Genomic DNA, 17,679 nt, shown 5'->3' with positions numbered 1-17,679 from the left:
CCGTTAATCGCTCAGGCAGCGAAAGGGGCGGCAAAATGCCCATTGTAACGCACTTGTCACGGCCGGATCGATGTCGCCAACCCTCAGTCGACCTCTGCCGTGGGGTTGACCTCACGGACGAATTCAACCGAGCACCATGGCGTTGCCGTGCCCGTTTTTAGGCGAGCAATCGGGCCCGGAGTCCCAGCGCATAGTCGGGAAAGCTAAAATTCCCCGCCCCAATAGGGGGACCTGATCAAGGCGAGGAAAGTGACTTGGAAAGTTTACAGCTATGTGGAGCTGTGGCCGAAAGCCTGATTTGCTGCCGGCGCCAAGGAAAGCTTAGTTTGAATGCATACCAAACGCCCCCGAGACTTCAACAAGCTCGCCCAGTCGATCATGGACATTGCGAAGGGAGAAAAATCCTGACCGCGATCTCAGTTTTCAGCCCGTCCGGGCGCCACAACTAAACTGACCTACTACCCCGATTGACCTTTTTGAAGATTCTTGCTCTGTTGACGATAGATTATCACCTTGGGGGCAGCCATGCGCGCCGCATTTTACTCGTTTATTTCGACTGTACTGTTTGCTGGGTTTGCCGTGGGTGCCAGTCCGCATTCAGCGGCGGCTGCCGACCTCGGCATCATGACATCCGGTCCGAGCGCTGTCGGGAGTTGTTCGGAGATCGTATTCACCTGTGAAAACGGTCGTACCTATCCGCTCTGCCCGATTGCCGTCAGCGTTGTGGGAGAGGTCGTTACCGCCTCACTGCACACCGGACATCGCGGAGCAACGCATGTCAGATTGATCCCGATGGGTGTCGGCTATCGCTACGCCGGACGCGGGATCTGGCTCGATGGCTTCCGCGAGAATGCCTTGCTGAATTTCGGAAAGCACAGCCAGACCGCCTGTACGATCCAGCATTCCTAAACCACCGACGAGCTCATCGGCGGTTCTGCCGCACCGGCAACGGAAGCAGCGCACAGGCTGCTCCCGCAGGGGCTATCAGCCTTTGGTGCGAAGCACGACGCGTGAGGAACGCGGATACATGTAAGCCTTCGGGTGCACATAGACCGGGCAGACATCGTTATAGAGATACTGCTGCCAATTCCACTTCCAGCAGCCAGCTTCAATTTGGGGATGAGGTCTCCAATCAAGCGTGTAGGGCTCGTCACCGTACGGGTACGGCCCGCTCATTGCCCCGCCACTGGTCGCAATCAAAAAGGAAAAAACGGCGAAGATCGCAAGTAATGATTTTTGCATGGTAACCTCAATTGGCCGAGGTGGTTCTGCTCAAGAGTGCCAAAGGGCGGATCACTTATCAAGGGTCTTGGCGGCCCACGCTGGTTTCAATTGACCGACTTTTGGGCTGCGAGGAGTATCAAAGCGGCCGGGGCAGGCTATCAAGAGGTCGCCTGTCACCCGAATCAGACCGTCTCATTTTTTCGCCGAGGACGCTGTGCAATTCAAACTGGCGATCCTGAGTGTCCTCGCCACGCGGCCCGACGGCCGTGCGACGCTTGACGAGCTCAAGGGCGAGGTCGAGGCGCTTACGGCCAACGCCGATCAGCCCGATGGTCTCGCGTCCGCACTCGACGACATCGATATTTTTCAGTCCGGCCTGGTGATCCCGGAGGACGGCGGTTTGCGGCTCACCGATAGGGGCCGATCGGCGCTGGAGGCGCTGGAAAGCGCAAGCGAGGCCTCGTTCGATCTGTCCCCCACTTCCGCCACCTCGCATTCACTCAAGTTGATCGACGATCTGATCGGCTCGGAGGAACGTCAGAAGATATTCGACCTTGAGCTGCGAAGCGAAGTAATCGAACCTGATCCCGAGGGGACCGAAGCCGAGGATGCCGCCCCGACGCCTGCCCCGTCGAACCCAGCAGAAGAGACAGACCCGGACCTCCCCCCTGAATTTGCCCTGCCAGGCATTCCTCGGGAAACTGGCAATGCCTACCTGGACCACGGCAGCGCACCTCCTTGGGCGCCGGAAACAGCGCACACCCCTGTATCCGCGACCGCGAAATCCCAGGACGCGCCGGCTTTTCTGTCACGAGATCGCTTCAATCCAGGCATCAAGGCACCCGAAGCTTCACGCCCGCGGCAAGCCCGTCTCCTCCTGTTGATTGCCGCCCGACTTCAGCAGGCGCGCGCGGTCTGGCGACGTCATCTGGAGCGGGATACGCCGGACTTAAGGGCCGGAAAACCGACCAGCAACGTTGGCGCCGGAGCGATTGCGATGCTCACCCTGCTCGTGCTCGTGATCTGCGCCGGAGCGGTGTTTGCCCTCACCCAGATCCGATCCCTGAAGTCAGAAGTCGCTACGCTTCAGCGCGAGCTCTCGCCTCTCAGGGAACGCGCAACCAGGGCGGACCTTCTGGAAAAAGCAAAGCAGAATGCTGACCAGCAAAAGGAATCCCAAAACAAATCGGCGGCTGAAAACAGTAGGGCTGGAGCCAACCTTCGAACCGAGCAAGCCGCGCTCAGCCTGACAGCAGAAGAAGTTCATCTGGTCCGGGACTACATCAAGCCAGCTCCGTCCGCAGGCACGCCCGCGCCTGCGATCAATGTCGGCGATACGGTCGGCATTGCAACGATCCCGTTGCCCTCGCCGCTGATGGAGAAGATCCCAAAACTGCTCGGGGCTAGGTTCACCACCCGCAACGGTTCAATCATCATCGTGAGACGCGATAGCCGGCAAGCCGACATCGTCTTGCCGCCCAACTAGTCTAGCGCGCGGGCGCCGGCGGACGCGGCGCCGATGACAGTTTTGGCTTTTCGCCTTTCGGCTTGGCTGCGGACGGCGCTGGCAGGGCGGTGGGCACCGGCTTGCGCGCCGCGGGAGCTGCAGGCCCTAGCGGAAGAGGTGGCAGCCGTGGCGAAGTCGCAGCTATTTTGGGCAGCTTCTTCGGCTCGGACGCCTGGGAAACGACGCGGGCCAATTGATCCTGGATTGCCTTGATCTGCTCTGCCACGTTCGCATTGTCGCGCGCGGCCTGATCCTGGCTGGCCTGAAGCTGTTCGGAAAGCCGAGCAACGACGCGGGTCAATTGCTCCTGGCTCGCCTTGAGCTGCTCGCTGAGATTCACATTGTCGCGAGCCAAGAGTTCACGACCGGCCTTGAGCTGCTCGATTTCCTTTCCCACGCTTGCGAGATCGCGCGCCATCGACTGGAGCAACGGCGTCAACTCGAGCGGCACGGCGGCGGTCGGCGCGATCCGGGCCTGAGGTGCGGGTTGTGAAAGGGCTGTCTTTGCAGCATCGCGGGACGACCCAAACCACGTGACGGCGGCTACCCCGACGCCGGCTGCCAGCAGGATGACGACGAAGCCCCGTAACGACCATCTGCCAGGTGAAATCCGGTTGCCCGAGTCCGCCGGGGGAAACGGGCTCATGCTCGCGGTACGCGGATCCGACCGGGCGCTTGCGGTTTCGTGCGACAGCATGGAAAGCCGTTGATCCGCATCGCCCTGAGGGGCAGCAGGGATCTGATCGGCAAGCGCTTGACGAGCTATGCCAACGCTCTCGTTCTTGGCGTCGCGGACAATGCGCACATCGTGAATAGCGCTGGGTGAAATTCCAAATTTGCGAGCGTTTAGCCTTCCGAAATTTTCTTTTGAAGTTTCGGTGCCCGGCCCAAGATTGCCAGAAGCCTTCGCAACCTGCTCTGCCTCGCCTGGATCCTCATCAAAGTAAGTATGGGGCGACGGAGGCTCACTGAGTATCTCCGCAGCAGTATCGCTCACTGACTGAAGCTTATCCGCACTCATTTGCTAACCTTCAGCCCCAAAACGACCAAGTGGCGGATCGCCATGGTGGTGACCGGGCGGATGGTCCTGTTTGCGGCTCAATTTGTCAAGATTGTGCAGCGCATCAATTCGGCCGTGCGAACGGTAACGACCTCGTTGTCATTGCGATCTGGGAGCTAGACATTGTTCCGGTAACCTTCTGTGTTCTAAAAAGTATTTCGGTTGGGTTCGTTCTGCAGAATTCCCATTATTTCATTTTTATTTCATTTTTCTGGTTGATACCTCCGCAAGAGAAATGTGTTTCTTCAATTTCGAATGCGAGCGCTGCGAGTAGCGTTCCAGCGCCGTGAGGGTCCGCAGTACAGTTTCGAGTTTGTCGACATCCTGGGAGCTTGAGAGGCTGTAAAAGTCGTTCAGGACCTTAACACGCTCGACTTCGATCTGCCGGAGACGCTGGTACATGGCATCCGCAAACAACTCGTCGGGGCAGGCGTGGTCGACATCGGCCGTGGCCAGCGCATCGAAACTTGCCCTCGGTGTAGCCTTAGCCGCCAATCCGTGGCGAAGCGCGTTCATCCTCGAGCGCGCTTTGCCTTCTTGACTGAGAGGGACCGCGGCTTTTTGCGCCGCTGCGCTTATTGGCCGCGATCTTCCTTTGTGACGTCATAGGCTTACTTCATCGTCGGCTGCGACTGGCCGGCAGCCTTGGTGGCGACGGCCTTTTCCGTTGCCAGGCGCAGCGCGCGGGCGCTCGCTTTGGATGACCTTTCCAGATCGTCCAGGAACACGTTCAGACGCTTCTGTGCCGACACGATCAAGCGCTCGATCGTGGCCAAGGCCGGCAGCGCCATCGTGAATGCTTCCACCTCCAGGGCATTGGGCGGGTAGCCGGCGTTCTCGATCCTTTTCATCATGCCGGGTCGGCAGGCCGGGTCGTTGAACCACGGGGCCACGAGCCTCTGTACCTCCGTTTTCGCAGACGCTTCGGACAAGGCGTTCACGATCGGCCTCGATACCTGCGTTTTGAAGACCAGGGACTCCAGTGCCGCTCGATGGTGGTTGCGCACCACGCCGATTTTCATCGTCTGGTAGCGCAGGATATCCCAGGTCAACACCGCGGCTTGGTGGACAGCCAAATAGTCGCGGGAATTCTGCGGTTTTCCATGATCCTGGAGTCTTTCATACAACTCGACGAATTCCTCCGGCTTTTCGTGGGGGAGCAGTTCCGGAGCGTCGAGAAGCCGCGAGTGGATCTTCAGCGGATGGATTTTCGTTTGGATGGGTTCGTGGGTGCTCATCGCGGTTCCTCATAAACGGCACGGAATTGTGCCGTTTATCAAGGAGCAGGAGCGGAAAGGATTCTGCGAGCGTCCCGCTGTGGGAACAATCGGGTAAGGCGGCTTAGTCAGCCGGGGGGGGGAAATCGGCGGTAATGCGCCGCACGATCGTGTCGGCGGTCACCGGTGCCAAGTGCCGCTCGTGCAGGTGTGCGCGCAGCGGTTTCAAAACAAGCTCGAGAAAATCGTAAATGGGACCACCTTCGACGTAGACCACCTGGTCCCGGCGCATGACCGGTTCGCGGCGCCGGCGAATCGCCTGTCCGCTTTGGCGAAAAATCGCGCCCAATCGGTCCGCAAGAACTTGATCGGCTTGATTGTAAGGTCGGCCATCGTTCCGCGTTTCCTGAATTCTAGCGAGTGCGGCGCCTGCGGCTTTCGCAATATTGAGCTCGGTCGGTTGTTCGACCTCGCCTGGGAAAGTAGCCGTTTGGTCACCCCATACGTCGCGCCAGTGCGTGCCGGGGCGCTCGTCGGCGCGCTGATAATCGTTTGCGATTTCCCATTCGACGGGCTGTGGGAACTCCCGGCCAAACAGCAAGCTCGGATCCTTCGAAACCTTGGCAAGGGTGGAGACCAAGACACTCGTGGGCATTGCCTCCGACGCCGCAGCCGCGACCGTCAGCGCGCTGGCTATCTGGCGTAGCTCTTCTTCCTGCTCGGTAGGCGTGGTGTCTGGATTTTCCGGGGGCAACAAGTCGCGTTCCGCGTAAAATCCCAGAGCGGTCAATATGTCGGCGCGGTGGTGGCGCAGTTCGAGATACATCCGGTCGTACGCGGCGCGCCACGGCGAGTCGGATTGGACCAAATGGGCCTTGGCAAGAGTTGGCATCAATGGCTCCCGGGGGTAGGCTCCTGATATCGATAGGACTGTTTGAGAAGGCGATCTGTGGCCGCTATCGGGGACTGCGACGATAACAGTGATTGAATGATCGGCGACAAGCGACAAGATCTACGGCACGAATTGCAGCGGCTTGATTGCACGTCGGCCATTGGTGATGGGGCTGCGGCGAACTGCTACGCCCATGCTTCGTGGAGTTTATGTTCTAACGAAGCGGATTAACAAGAACGATCTAGGTCCGCCGGCCGCACCGTACATGTGCTTTTGTATCTTTGCGACCCGTTTGACTTGCTCGGTTGCTTTTTGCTCGCGCGCCCGTGACGGTAACCAACTGCCGTTGTTTGGTATGATCGCACTCGAACACCGGCGCAGAGTTGCCACTGAGGGAAGACAACTTCTGCTGAAAATTCCTCCAATCAGGTCCGTGCTCGAAATCGCAGCCTTGCTCAAATCAGGTAGCCCACAAGATAATAACCACCTTCGTGGCACGACCGAAACGAGCACAACTGAGAACTCGATTTAACCTAACCCGTCAACCTTACTTGTGCAGGGCTGGCGCCGACTTGTTTATCTGACGTTTTGCCCTGGGTGCGGTTGGCGTTAGAAGGTAAGGTGCTAGACCGTAGGACCTCGAAGAGAAGGCGAAGAAATGAGCACCCCTGTTCTCTGCGAGTGGCAAAAGTGGGAATTGCGCTTTGCGCGCTTCTGAATGTGGGATTCGCACTGAGTCCGTCGATCGCAGCCGCCGCCGAGATAAAGTCCTTTAATCTCAAAGACGATAACGTCGAAATTTCCATCTCCGGCAATATAGCGCCGGGCGACATTGACGCACTGAGGGCTTCCATCAAAGCGGCGAATGATGCGGGGAAATGGTGACCTCGCTGCGGTTAAACTCTGAGGGCGGCAATTTGCTAGAAGCTGTCCTGGTGGCAGACTGGGTCAAGTCTGCGAAAATATCCACGAATGTAGGACAGAGCGCAACCTGCGCATCAGCTTGCTTTCTTATTTTCTCCGCAGGGGAAACCAAATACGCAAGTATGAGTGCCCGCATCGGAGTGCATGGCGCCTCCGAGAAGGGTGTCGTGTCTCGCGCTGCTACCAAGTCGATGGCAGACGTCGCGAAGGAATTGGACGTCCCCTGGTCAATCATTCGCCGCATGATAAACACGTCGCCTGACGAAGTGGGATGGCTTAGTCCAACAGATCTTCGATTGATGGGAACGAAAGTTAGTGGCGACAAGGAGCGATAAATGAGCCAGGGAGGCCGCTACCGGCCGAGGCGCATTCGCTGAAGACCGGTGTATGGTGTTGGGCGCCGGCACCTCGATCACGAAATGGGTACTGAGTCCGCTATCGGCATAAAAAAGTCGGGGAGCTGGACGACTTGAGGCAATCAGAGCCAAATGGTTCCGCCATCTCGCGCGGGCCAACACTGCAAAACCTCGCGAAACTAGCGGTCCGATGTCAATCGGCTGAGGACTGGGCCAGCGATTGAAGAGCTGTTACCAGCGGTGGCGGATCTCGCTGAACTCTGTTCGCCTGACGCTGGCCTCGCCGAGGCGGCGAGAATCTTGGGCGTCGAGACGACGTTAGATCGAAGCAGAATGGATAAACGGCCGGTTATGGCGGAAGTCACGAATTCGGCAAGCGACGTTAAGATCGCCGCCAAGATCGCAAAAGAAATCATGGTGCATGAAATACCATATCGACCAGATTCGCCAGATGAAGGTTTCCAAAATGGTAGCAGGCGATGGTGTTCTTTCTGCCGTGTTTGGGCCGCCAAATCGATAATCTCGGCTCAGGTCCTAACAGCCTGTAAGCTTTGGATTGCACCATTCGAAAGGAGCGACATGAAAGCGAAGCGGTGGGTGGAACGGACTGGAGCCTTCGATCTGCGCACGGCCTACTTCGCCCTGCTGGCGCTGATGACGCTGCCGGCGCTTTTCCTGATCCCGCGTACGGCAGACCTCGTGAACCACTGGGCTCGGCTGACAATTCTCACCATGCCGGCGTCTGATCCGCTCAACACCTTCTACCTTGTCCAATGGGGGGCCTATCCCAACCTTGGGCTCGATCTCATTTATATTGCGCTGGCGCCGCTGTTGGGTGCCGAGATGGTCGTAAGGCTCGCCTTCATCCTCGCGTTCTGGCTGCCCGCGCTCGGTGTTTGGGCTTTGCATCGCGTATGGGCGCAGGAACCATCGCCGACGATCCTTATCGCACCAATTCTCAGCTACAACCTCGTTACGACGGTGGGGCTCGTCAATTACGGACTTGGCATGGGCTTCGCGCTGATCGCGCTCGCTTGGTGGGCCGCACACGAGCGCCGACGCGTCTTATACGATCTCTTGGTCGTCAACGCGGTCGCAATCGCGTTGTTCTTCTGTCACCTGATGGCGCTCGCTTCTTTCTGCATCATTTTCGGGTTCTTGGAGGCCACGCCACACCAGGGAGAGCCGCTCAAGGTGGCATTCCTTCGCGCCCTGCGGTCTCCGCTCCATGTCGCCGCAGCTGTGGCCCTTGTCTGGTCGATGCCGCAGCTGCCGCACGGCTATGAATTAACGGGCGCCAAATTTTGGATATTCGTTGCGCCCTTCTATAGTGGTCTCCCACTAGACCTTCAATGGGGCGTCGGTTTGGCAGCGCTTATCCTGGCGCTTTTCGCCGTACGCTTCATCGTCATCGCAGAGCCGGCGAGGTTCGCCGTGTTCGGATTTTTTGTCGTCGCAGCCTGCGCGCCTTCCTCGATGGGCACAGCGAACCTGGTAGATGCGCGCCTCGTGGTGCTTTGGGCGTATTTGGCGCTAGGCGCGACCGTCGCGCGTGTCCCCAAGCCCAAGCATCTGGTCGGCTTTGTCTCGATCGCTGTCTTCGCTTTCGCACTTGCGCGGCTCGCACTGCTGATTCCCGTGTGGAGCGCGTATAACGAGGATGTCGTCGAATTGCGTGCCGCTCTCTCCGCCATTCCTCCTGGTTCGAGTGTGCTTGCCGTCGCACCACCAAATTGCCCCGATCCAAATCTCAACTTCGAATACAACCTCTCGACCTTCGCCGTCATCGACCGACGTGCACAGGTGAACACGTTGTTCGCCGGACAGGGTCTGCAGCCGGTGCGCGCGCGAGACGCCGCGATCGCGGCCGCGCCACAGGCGATCGTGAACTCTGAGTGGCTTTCAGGAACTTCGGGACAGTTGAAATTGAAAGCGGATGCGCCCGCGGCATGGGCAAATGTTATTTCGCATTGGCGCGACCGTTTCGACGTCGTCGTCGACCTCCACGGTACTTGCGAGAGCGCGATCGCGGCACCGGGCCTCGAACGCGTTGCGCGTTCAAAGATCGCTGATATCTATATCGCTGAACGACCAAAGCGTTAGAAAAAACAACGGTCGTGCTATCGGAAGCAACTATCTTGAAGCTGACAGAGAAGCCGATGCATGAGTCAATATCCGAAGAAATCTGGACGCCGCTCTTATCGGAGCGCCAATTTACTTTCCGACGCCGAGGAAATTTAGCAAATGCGTGATTGCAGAAGACAGTATGCAGGCTCCCAGGATAGTCACCCTCACTTACAGACCATTACCTGAAGGGACCACAATCGTTTGGTAAGCGTCGTTCCGGCGCCACCTTCCGGCTGACGTCCTGATCTGCGACTTTGCGGTTCTGTCGAACCGCTAGGCTTAGAATGGACACAGTGGATAGTGCTATCACCAAGTCGGTTCGCCGGCTGGAGGTGTTCACCGGCGCAGGTCGCCGGCGGACGTGGAGCGATGAGGACAAGGCGCGGGTGGTCGCGGAGATCGAGACCAGCGGCGACACTGGTTCCGGCGTAGCGCGGCGGCACGGATTGTCGCCGCAGCAATTGTTTGGCTGGCGCCGGCAAGTCAAAGAAGCTCAGGCGGTCGTTTCCAAAGATGATGAACCGCGGTTCGTCCCGGCGGTCGTAGATGCGGCACCGTCCGACACCGCGGGACATCTGCAGCGCAAGACGCCGCGCCGTCAGCGGGACGAACCGCTCGCCGGAACGATCGAGGTTGTGATTGACGGCGTGACGGTGCGCATTGGCCCTGGCGCTCCGGCGGACACAATCGCCGCGGTCTTGCGGGCTTTGAAAGCCGGCGCGTCATCGGCCCGACGGGCACGGTGCGGGTGATGGTGGCGACCAGGCCTGTGGACTTCCGCAAGGGCGCCGATGGGCTGGCGGCGCTGGTGCGCAAGAGCATGGCAGCGGATCCGTTCTCGGGCGCGGTCTACGTGTTCCGCGCGAAGCGTGCGGACCGGATCAAGCTGGTGTTTTGGGACGGCACGGGTCTGTGCCTGTTCGCCAAGCGACTGGAGGGTGGCATCTTCCGCTGGCCGAAGATCGAAGACGGCGTGATCCATTTGTCGGCCGCGCAATTGTCGGCGCTGCTCGAAAGGCTGGACTGGCGGCGTGTCCATGCGGCGCGTGAGACGGTGACGCCCGCACGGCCGAGCTCATGCGTGTTGTTGCGGCAAAGTGAATCAGCAGCATCGGGAGCGTCGCAAAATTCCGGGAAATATGATCTGATTTGATCATGCCGCGCGACGCATTGCCCGATGATTCCGAGACGCTGAAAGCGATGCTGCTCGCCGAGCGGGTGCAGAACGAACGGCTGCGCCAGATCATCAGGGACCTGCAACGCCACCAGTTTGGCCGCCGGGCGGAGACACTGCCCGAAGACCAGATGCTGCTGGGTCTGGAAGACGTCGAGCAGGCGGCGGCGCGTGACGCGACAGACGCGGAGCAGGCGACACCGGCCGCACGACAGGCCGGAGCTGCGAAGCGGCGGGCCAATCGCGGCTCGCTGCCGGCGCATCTGCCGCGGATTGAGACCACCATCGACATCGACGACAAGACCTGCCGCTGCTGCCAGGGCGCGTTGCATCGGATCGGTGAAGACAAGAGCGAGCGGCTGGATATCATGCCAGCGCAGTTCCGGGTGCTGGTCACGATCCGACCCAAATACGCCTGCCGCACATGCGAGGATGGCGTCGTGCAGGCCCCGGCGCCGGCGCGGTTGATCGAGGGTGGGCTGCCGAAGCCACCATCGCCCAGGTGCTGGTCTCCAAATATGCTGATCATCTGCCGCTGTATCGCCAAGCCCAGATCTGCGCCCGCCAGGGCGTCAACCTCGACCGCTCCACGCTGGCAGACTGGGTGGGCCATGCCGCCTGGCATCTGCGCCCGCTACACCAACGCCTGCTCGACAAGCTCAACGAGCGGCCAAAACTGTTCGCCGATGAGACCACGGTGCCGGTGCTGGACCCCGGTCGCGGTCGCACCAAGACCGGCCAGTTGTAGGCCTATGCCGCTGATGACCGGCCATGGGGCGGATCCGATCCGCCGGGTGCGGTCTATGTCTACGCCCCGGACCGCAAGGCCGAGCGGCCGATAACCCATCTCAACGGCTTCAAGGGCGTCTTGCAGGTCGATGGCTATGCCGGCTACCGCAGGCTGGCTGAGCGCGGCGACGTGCAGCTTGCATTCTGCTGGGTGCATGTGCGGCGCAACTTCTACAAGCTCGCCACGCCCGGACCTGCGCCGATCGCCAGCAAAGCGCTTCAGCGCATTGCCGCGCTGTATGCGATCGAGAAGGACATCCGCGGCCGCAGCGCCGACGAGCGTCGGATCGTTCGGCAGCAGAGAAGCCGCCCGCTGATCGACGCATTGGAGCCGTGGCTGCGCGCAAAACTCGGGCTGATCAGCCAGAAGGGCAAGCTTGCCGAGGCCATCCGCTATGCCCTGTCGCGCTGGGAGGGCCTCGCCAGGTTCCTCGACGACGGCCGCATCGAGTTCGACAACAACACCGTCGAACGGTCCATCCGCCCGATCACGCGGAACCGGAAAAAATGCATTGTTCGCCGGCTCCGACGGCGACGCCGAGCACTGGGCCACTATCGCTTCGCTGATCGAAACCTGCAAACTCCACGACATCGATCCGCTTGGCTATCTGACCGACGTCCTTACCAGGATCGTCAACGGTCATCCCAACCGCGACATCGATGCCCTCCTGCCGTGGACCTACAAAACGCAAGACCTCAGAGCCGTGGCCTGAAAACATCGCTTACATCGTTTGCACAGAGGCCTGCTTTCACGCCATGAAAAGCGCGTAAGGTACCCTCAAATGCGTTGCACGTGAAAGGCAGCCTCGATTTGGTGGCGAGCCTGAAGCAGGCTAGCGCGAAGATGGGAAGCGCAACCCTGAAGAATAGAAAGCCGTCAATCGGGTCAAAATAACTCAGCGCTGCGTAGCTGCGCTGAAAGATGCCGAACACCCGGAGATTGAGGAGCCAGAAAAGTTCAGAGCTCGGGCTATGGCTGATTTTCCGGCGGCCGCTCAATGAACCTGCGGCTGCCGTTCAGGAGCTGAAGGTTGTTGACGATCACCGGGTTGGTTGGATCGAGCGAATAAGCCTTCTCGAACTTCCGTCGCGCCGCGTTCAGATTGCCGCGCAGCATGTACGAATATCCCTGGTCATTCAGGATTTGTACGCTTTCGCCGCCGAGGCGGATCGCCTGAGCGTAGGCTTGGTCAGCGAGGTCAAAGCGCCGCAGCCGATCATAGCTCGCTGCGAGCCCGATCCAGGCGGTCACGTCCTTCGGGGCCTTTTCGACCGCATCCTTGAAATACCGCTGCGACAGCCCGAAGTTGCCGCGGTTGAAGTGCTCCAACCCCATCCGCACAGGTTCATCGGAAGGATAATATTTGACGTCGGTCGGCTCCTGCACAGGGTCAGGACCGGCTGGAGCAACGGGCGCAACTACGGCAGCGTCACGCACGGTTGGTTCTTGCACCGTTTCGCAAGCCGCCAAGGCTGTGGCCAGTAAGGCGCAACCCAGCCATAGAAGAAGGCGCCACATGATTTTTATCCCCGCCCCACTTACTGCACCCTGCACCGCTCGAAATACCGTTCCCGCACTACCATGAGCGGGGTTAGAGACGTGTTACCCGTAGGCCACATCTCCCAATTTGAAAAAGACGCCGGATAAACTCCCCTGCCCGTCCGACACGAACGTCCAACGTGAATGACTAAACGCCGCGCGTAGCCTTGCTACTACCGGTAGCAAAACAACTATCAAACTCATTACCGTGGGGGCGCGGCGCCTAAGCTGGCCGCACCGGTGCCCTGGACGACGATACCACCTGCCTCCACTGCTGCTGCCGTTGCGCCCGCAGTTCCCATTGGAAGGTGCCCCTGCCCTGGCGCGCTTACTCCGAACGCCGGTAACGGATCGAACGGTTGGCTACCTCTACGATAACGCCTGATAGCGTCATTGGTCTTCGCCGCCTGAGCAACGATCCTGCGATCGCCGACGTACTTCGGCCAAGGATGGATCGTTTGTGTCACGGCGTTGGCCTGCTGCGCGTTGCCGGCACTTAGGGTGATCGTATCAGAACGCTGGAAATAACGATCCATTTCGTCATTGCCGGCCAAGCCGTTGCAAGATCCCAGTGTAAAGACCGCGAGTAACACCGTGCATGTCATATCGGGCGTCCTTCAGTTGAGGGTCTTGACAACAGGCTGCTCGGTCACGACAGCCGGCGGCGCGGACAGGCGCACATCGGGCGCAATGATGTGCCCGTACGGCCCTTTGAGGTCACCGCCGGAATTGACATAGTCATTGTAGCGCTTTTTCACTTCCATCTGGCCGTTGAGGAAGAAGTCGACATCGTTTGCGGGCATGCGGGAGTCCAACGGCGACGCCAAGGTCTGCCCTGGGACCGCGGGCGCAACCAGACGCGGCGTCACGATGATCACCAGATCGGTCTCTTTCTGTTGATAAGATGCGCTTCGGAACAACGCACCGAGGACTGGCACCGACCCGATCCAGGGCAATTGCTGGACATCCTGCGTGTTGCGGGTCTGGAGCAGGCCAGCGATCGCGAAGCTCTGGCCGTCGCGTAACTCAACCGTGGTCCGAGCGTTGCGGCTAGTCAATGCAGGGATCGTCGTTCCTGAGATGGTTACGGCATTGGTGAAATCGAGTTCGCTGACCGACGGCTCAACCCGGAGGTTGATCACGCCGCGCGACAAAACGGTGGGCACGAAGCCCAACTCGACGCCGAACTTCTTGAATTCGATGCTAACGGTGGGAAAGCCGTTCACACCTGTGGTGGAGGCTACCGGAACCGGAAATTCACCGCCGGCCAGGAAGCGAGCCGAATCGCCCGACAACGCCATCAGGTTCGGCTCGGCCAAGCGGCGCACGAGCCCTTTCGTCTCCAGGGCCTGCACCAGGAGATCGACCGATGTGCCATTATTCAGTTTCAGCACATTCGTTAAAAGGTTGCCAAACGGACCTGTCGCAGTACCGATTAGCCCATTGGCGGTGCCTAGAAGGGGAACACCCTGGGGGGTCCTTGCTGCTAGTGGTACGTTCGGTGCGCCAGCTCCACTATTTCCAACCTGCGTGAGGTTGCCATTGCCGGCATAGAGGTTCACGCCCAATTCGCGGCCAGCCGACCTCGAGACCTCAAGGAAGCGCACTTCCAGCATGACCTGCTGCGGCCCCGCCACGTTCATGGCGTTAACGACGGTGCCACCCTTCGGGACAACGCCGGTGGCAATCGCCATGGCTCGCTCGGCGGCGACCGCATCCGCGGCCATTCCGCTCAGTACCACCTGGCCCTCCGCGGCCGTGACACGGATGCCGCGGGTGCCGGTCGAGGACTGGATGTTCTGCTGCAGGTTGCCGGTATCGATCGCGACCTCGACATCGAGGATGCCGATCTGCTTCATCGAACTATCGAACAGGATGACGTTGGTGGTGCCGGTCTGCTTGCCCTGGATGTAGATCAGGTGATCGCTCAGCGACTTCACGTCGGCAATGTCGGGCGAACCCGCGACAATCGTCGAAAAAGCCGTATCGACCCTGAAGGTGCGTGACTTGTTGATGATCACCTTGACGCGCTGGACGTCGTTCATTTCGCTGACGAAGACGCCGCTGGATGATCGCCTGTCTGCCGCATCGGCGGCGCCCGCCGAGCCGAACAAGGCAAGCGCAGCGCCAAGAACCAGCGCGCTCCGGGCGAGAAGCCTCCCTCCTCCCTCAGTCGAAATGCGGCCGCCACTCATTTTATTAGTCCCCTTCACCGCGATCCGCGGCCACCCGCAATATGCACCTCAGCGGGTTCACAATCCTCCCGAGCCCACGACACCGCGGAGGTCACAATCTGCCTTACAAAAAATCGCCGGTATAAGTTTCTATTCCCCGGCCTCCCGCCGGCTGCATCAGGATCATCGTCCGGCACGCGCTCCCGTTGCAAGGACAGAGCCCTAATATCCCAAGCAAATTCGAGAGAAAATCGCCCAATGTTGCCAACGAGCACCACTTTTCGGGCTGCAATTTCTGACGGCCCGATCAGTCGCCGGCGTCTCCATCCGGCGGCCTATTTGGGCAGTAATTTCATGATTTTTCGTTAAATTTGGTTCCGGCCGCCTAATGGGGCCTGCCCTGCGAGGGTTGGCCAAGCTGAGCTCCCACGAAAACTCCAGCCCCAAAGCCCTGACCAATTTATGCGCGCTAATAGGGAATCGACGTGCTTGCATTCGGCGTCGTACTCAATGCGCTCCAAATCGGAGTCATCATGGAGAAGCCGGGCAGAGACGCCGTGATGGTGAGTACAGAACCGTCGGTGCTTGCGCTCAGCGTGGGCGTGAGCCCCATGATATTCGTCAATGACGTCAGATAGGTATTGCTATAGTAGGTGTTAACATCGGTGCAGCTGGATGGCGACGCATTCTGAGTTACCTGAGGCGTGTAACATTGAATCATCGTCGCCCTGGCACCTTCGCTGGCGAGCGCGCGCAACAATTGCATGGTGATTGCATAGCGTCCGAGATCGAAGATCGCGAACACGAATGTGAAAAAGAACACGGCGACGAGGCAGAACTCGAAGGCCGCCGCGCCGCGCTGGTCGAGCCTCCTCATCAACGCACCATCGCAATGATTTTGGTCTTACCCAAGGTGTTGGAAGTACAACCCGACGAACTCAGGTAGGTATTGCCGCTGATCGTGAGTGAGGCGGCGATCACTTCTGTACACGCTGTGTTCGAACTTTGAGCTGTTCCGCCATATGTCACATCGGCATTGGGGAAATACATCGCGCCGCCCAAGGTCGACGTATTACTGCCGCCGATGGTGACTGCAACCTTGTTTGGCGTCGCCGTGTTCTTGGCCTGATCGTCAATCAGGACACCGTTCAGATCAGAATCAAACGAATTGGTCGTGGGCGCGGAAAGGTTGACTGTGCCGCCACTGATGGTGAGGCTTGAGGTGGTTCCAAGCAATACGAGCGTTACGCTCGTGCCGGTTACGGTGCCGCCAAAATTTATCGTTGCATCATAGAAAAAGTATGTTCCGGCCGCAAGATTTAACGTGCCTCCGGAATTCACCGTTAGACTACCGTACACCCCTCCTGCGCTGTTTGGGGTCAGCGAACAGGTCTGATTATTGTTAACTCTTCCGCCGCATGGGCTTGTTACGGGGTTCGACCTTGAATTGAACGATTTCGTATCCAGCACAGATAGCGGATTCTTCGCGGTAGGCATATTGTAGTTGTACCCCGCGTCGGTCAGGGCGCAATGCCCCGACGGCGCCTTGCAGCCATCTACCGCATTCACAGCCCAGCCGGAACCGCTAAAACTCGGAGTGCCGTTGTACTTGACGTTGGTGTTCGACATCATCGCGCACCCGGTGCCGCTTATGATGCTGCTGCCGCCGAGGTTAAGTGCATCACTTCCCGGCCCCAATCCAAACGCACACACCGGCTTTGGATCCTGTATCTGGACAATCGCTGACGCGCGGATGTTGACGGTGGACATGCCAAACATCTGCGCAAGGTATCCCGGCTGCTGCTGGGCCACGGTCGCAATAACATACTGGCCGCTTGCCGAACTGGTCCAGACGCCAGCAGAGTAGGTTCCTCGATCGACCGACACGGTTCGTGTCGTATTTGCCTGCGGCGTGCCGCAAGTCGAGCCTGGATATGCCGGATCGCCGGTGGAATTGCAGAACGCATTCTGGGCGGCCAGTTGTTTGCCGCGGTAAACATAGTCTTGCGAATTATCGCAGTCGCTGCCTGTTGACAGCGAACAGGCCAGCGACAAGCCGCCCGAGTAGGCAGCCGCATCAGCGGCATTCTGCGCATTTTGCTTGGTCACGTACCACGACCCAGCCTCGGCCCCGAGAGCGACAAATCCAATCAACGGCACCAGCGCAATCACCGTCGCGAAGGCGACAGAACCGCGACTGCAGCGAGCCAATTTGCGCACGGTGTCCTCCTATTGAAATCGCTGGGTGTAGCTAATGGTACAGGTACTGCACAACAGCGAGCCAAGTACCATAGGCGTCAAGGTAAAGCTGGTCGTGAAGATGTAGTATTTCATGATCGATGCAGCCCCCGAACTGCAGGGAGCCACCGTCCCGGGAGAACCACAGTATACCTGAGGAGTAATTGTATATCCGCTGATCGCCGTGGGCAGCGCGCTTTTCCAGGTGGCGATGACGGAGGCGTTAGTCACATCGGCCGGTGGGGAATATTGGGTCCGCTGCCCCATATCACGAAGCGCCTGATGCGCCGAAATGAACCTGAAGCCGGCAATCGCCAGATCGGCCAGCGGCAGGAGTAGGCTGAACATCAAGAAACCGTAGACGATAGCCATTTCGAACGCGGCAGCACCACGTTGATCGTCAATGAAAGAGCGCCTGCCGCTCTTGTGCCTGCCTGTCCGAACTGTGCTCATGACT

Annotated in this window: 15 protein-coding genes and 2 pseudogenes; 7 read left to right on the top strand and 10 right to left on the bottom strand. The window is 59.3% G+C overall.

All coding sequences use genetic code 11. The features are described from left to right. The first annotated feature begins 525 nt into the window (after positions 1-525). Positions 526-909, top strand: coding sequence for a hypothetical protein (locus tag FFI89_RS07245; RefSeq protein WP_138834215.1), 384 nt, complete (start codon positions 526-528; stop codon positions 907-909). A gap of 75 nt (positions 910-984) precedes the next feature. Here the strand turns inward: FFI89_RS07245 and FFI89_RS07240 are convergent, their stop codons facing one another. Continuing rightward, a complete protein-coding gene (locus tag FFI89_RS07240) occupies positions 985-1,242 on the bottom strand; it encodes a hypothetical protein (protein WP_138834213.1) in 258 nt (85 codons plus the stop codon). Between the two features lie 196 nt (positions 1,243-1,438). Here FFI89_RS07240 and FFI89_RS07235 point away from each other — a divergent pair, with 196 nt between their 5' ends. Then, positions 1,439-2,710 (top strand): hypothetical protein, encoded by a 1,272-nt coding sequence (locus FFI89_RS07235; RefSeq protein ID WP_138834211.1) that lies wholly within the window; start codon positions 1,439-1,441, stop codon positions 2,708-2,710. 1 nt (position 2,711) lies between these two features. On the opposite strand, the gene FFI89_RS07230 is transcribed toward FFI89_RS07235, so the two are convergent. The 4 genes from FFI89_RS07230 to FFI89_RS07215 all read right to left on the bottom strand — a co-directional run bounded on the left by FFI89_RS07230 (position 2,712) and on the right by FFI89_RS07215 (position 5,900). Further along, positions 2,712-3,752, bottom strand: coding sequence for a hypothetical protein (locus FFI89_RS07230; protein WP_138834209.1), 1,041 nt, complete (start codon positions 3,750-3,752; stop codon positions 2,712-2,714). A 237-nt stretch (positions 3,753-3,989) separates the two neighbouring features. Beyond that, entirely contained in the window at positions 3,990-4,307 is a 318-nt protein-coding gene (locus FFI89_RS07225; RefSeq protein ID WP_138834207.1) for a hypothetical protein, read from the bottom strand. A 95-nt stretch (positions 4,308-4,402) separates the two neighbouring features. Continuing rightward, positions 4,403-5,029 carry a hypothetical protein gene (locus FFI89_RS07220; RefSeq protein WP_138834205.1) on the bottom strand — a complete coding sequence of 209 codons (627 nt, stop codon included), beginning with the start codon at positions 5,027-5,029 and terminating at the stop codon, positions 4,403-4,405. Positions 5,030-5,132: 103 nt separating this feature from the next. Further along, positions 5,133-5,900, bottom strand: a complete 768-nt coding sequence (locus FFI89_RS07215) for a hypothetical protein (protein WP_138834203.1) — start codon at positions 5,898-5,900, stop codon at positions 5,133-5,135. 690 nt (positions 5,901-6,590) lie between these two features. On the opposite strand from FFI89_RS07215, the gene FFI89_RS07210 reads away from it, so the two are divergent. The 5 genes and pseudogenes from FFI89_RS07210 (at position 6,591) to FFI89_RS07190 (ending at position 11,983) form a co-directional block, all read left to right on the top strand. Further along, positions 6,591-6,785, top strand: a complete 195-nt coding sequence (locus tag FFI89_RS07210; protein WP_138834201.1) for a hypothetical protein — start codon at positions 6,591-6,593, stop codon at positions 6,783-6,785. Positions 6,786-7,759: 974 nt separating this feature from the next. Then, a complete protein-coding gene (locus FFI89_RS07205) occupies positions 7,760-9,283 on the top strand; it encodes a hypothetical protein (protein ID WP_138834199.1) in 1,524 nt (507 codons plus the stop codon). A gap of 308 nt (positions 9,284-9,591) precedes the next feature. Beyond that, the gene (locus FFI89_RS07200; protein WP_138834198.1) at positions 9,592-10,059 is read left to right on the top strand and encodes a transposase; all 468 of its coding nucleotides are present in this window, start codon (positions 9,592-9,594) and stop codon (positions 10,057-10,059) included. Next, positions 10,059-10,343, top strand: a pseudogene (gene tnpB, locus FFI89_RS07195) (IS66 family insertion sequence element accessory protein TnpB); the annotation flags it as partial. The gene FFI89_RS07200 and the pseudogene tnpB, both read left to right, overlap by 1 nt. Before the next feature lie 119 nt (positions 10,344-10,462). Continuing rightward, positions 10,463-11,983 (top strand): annotated as a pseudogene (locus FFI89_RS07190) (IS66 family transposase). Between the two features lie 257 nt (positions 11,984-12,240). Here the strand turns inward: FFI89_RS07190 and FFI89_RS07185 are convergent. From FFI89_RS07185 to FFI89_RS07160, 5 genes are all read right to left on the bottom strand, one after another. After that, positions 12,241-12,789, bottom strand: a complete 549-nt coding sequence (locus FFI89_RS07185; RefSeq protein ID WP_138834196.1) for a tetratricopeptide repeat protein — start codon at positions 12,787-12,789, stop codon at positions 12,241-12,243. A gap of 638 nt (positions 12,790-13,427) precedes the next feature. After that, complete coding sequence (locus tag FFI89_RS07175; protein WP_138834195.1) at positions 13,428-15,005, bottom strand: type II and III secretion system protein family protein; 1,578 nt, start codon at positions 15,003-15,005, stop codon at positions 13,428-13,430. A gap of 448 nt (positions 15,006-15,453) precedes the next feature. Then, complete coding sequence (locus FFI89_RS07170) at positions 15,454-15,861, bottom strand: TadE/TadG family type IV pilus assembly protein (RefSeq protein ID WP_246669384.1); 408 nt, start codon at positions 15,859-15,861, stop codon at positions 15,454-15,456. Then, positions 15,861-17,204, bottom strand: coding sequence for a pilus assembly protein TadG-related protein (locus tag FFI89_RS07165; RefSeq protein ID WP_138834191.1), 1,344 nt, complete (start codon positions 17,202-17,204; stop codon positions 15,861-15,863). Before FFI89_RS07165 ends, FFI89_RS07170 begins: the two co-directional genes overlap by 1 nt. A 9-nt stretch (positions 17,205-17,213) precedes the next feature. Next, positions 17,214-17,675 carry a hypothetical protein gene (locus tag FFI89_RS07160; protein ID WP_138834189.1) on the bottom strand — a complete coding sequence of 154 codons (462 nt, stop codon included), beginning with the start codon at positions 17,673-17,675 and terminating at the stop codon, positions 17,214-17,216. Between the last annotated feature and the right edge of the window lie 4 nt (positions 17,676-17,679).

It is taken from the genome of Bradyrhizobium sp. KBS0727 (assembly GCF_005937885.2).
Lineage (GTDB): Bacteria > Pseudomonadota > Alphaproteobacteria > Rhizobiales > Xanthobacteraceae > Bradyrhizobium.
Note: the sequence above shows the minus strand (reverse complement) of the source record. Positions and strands in the feature narration are given on the sequence as shown.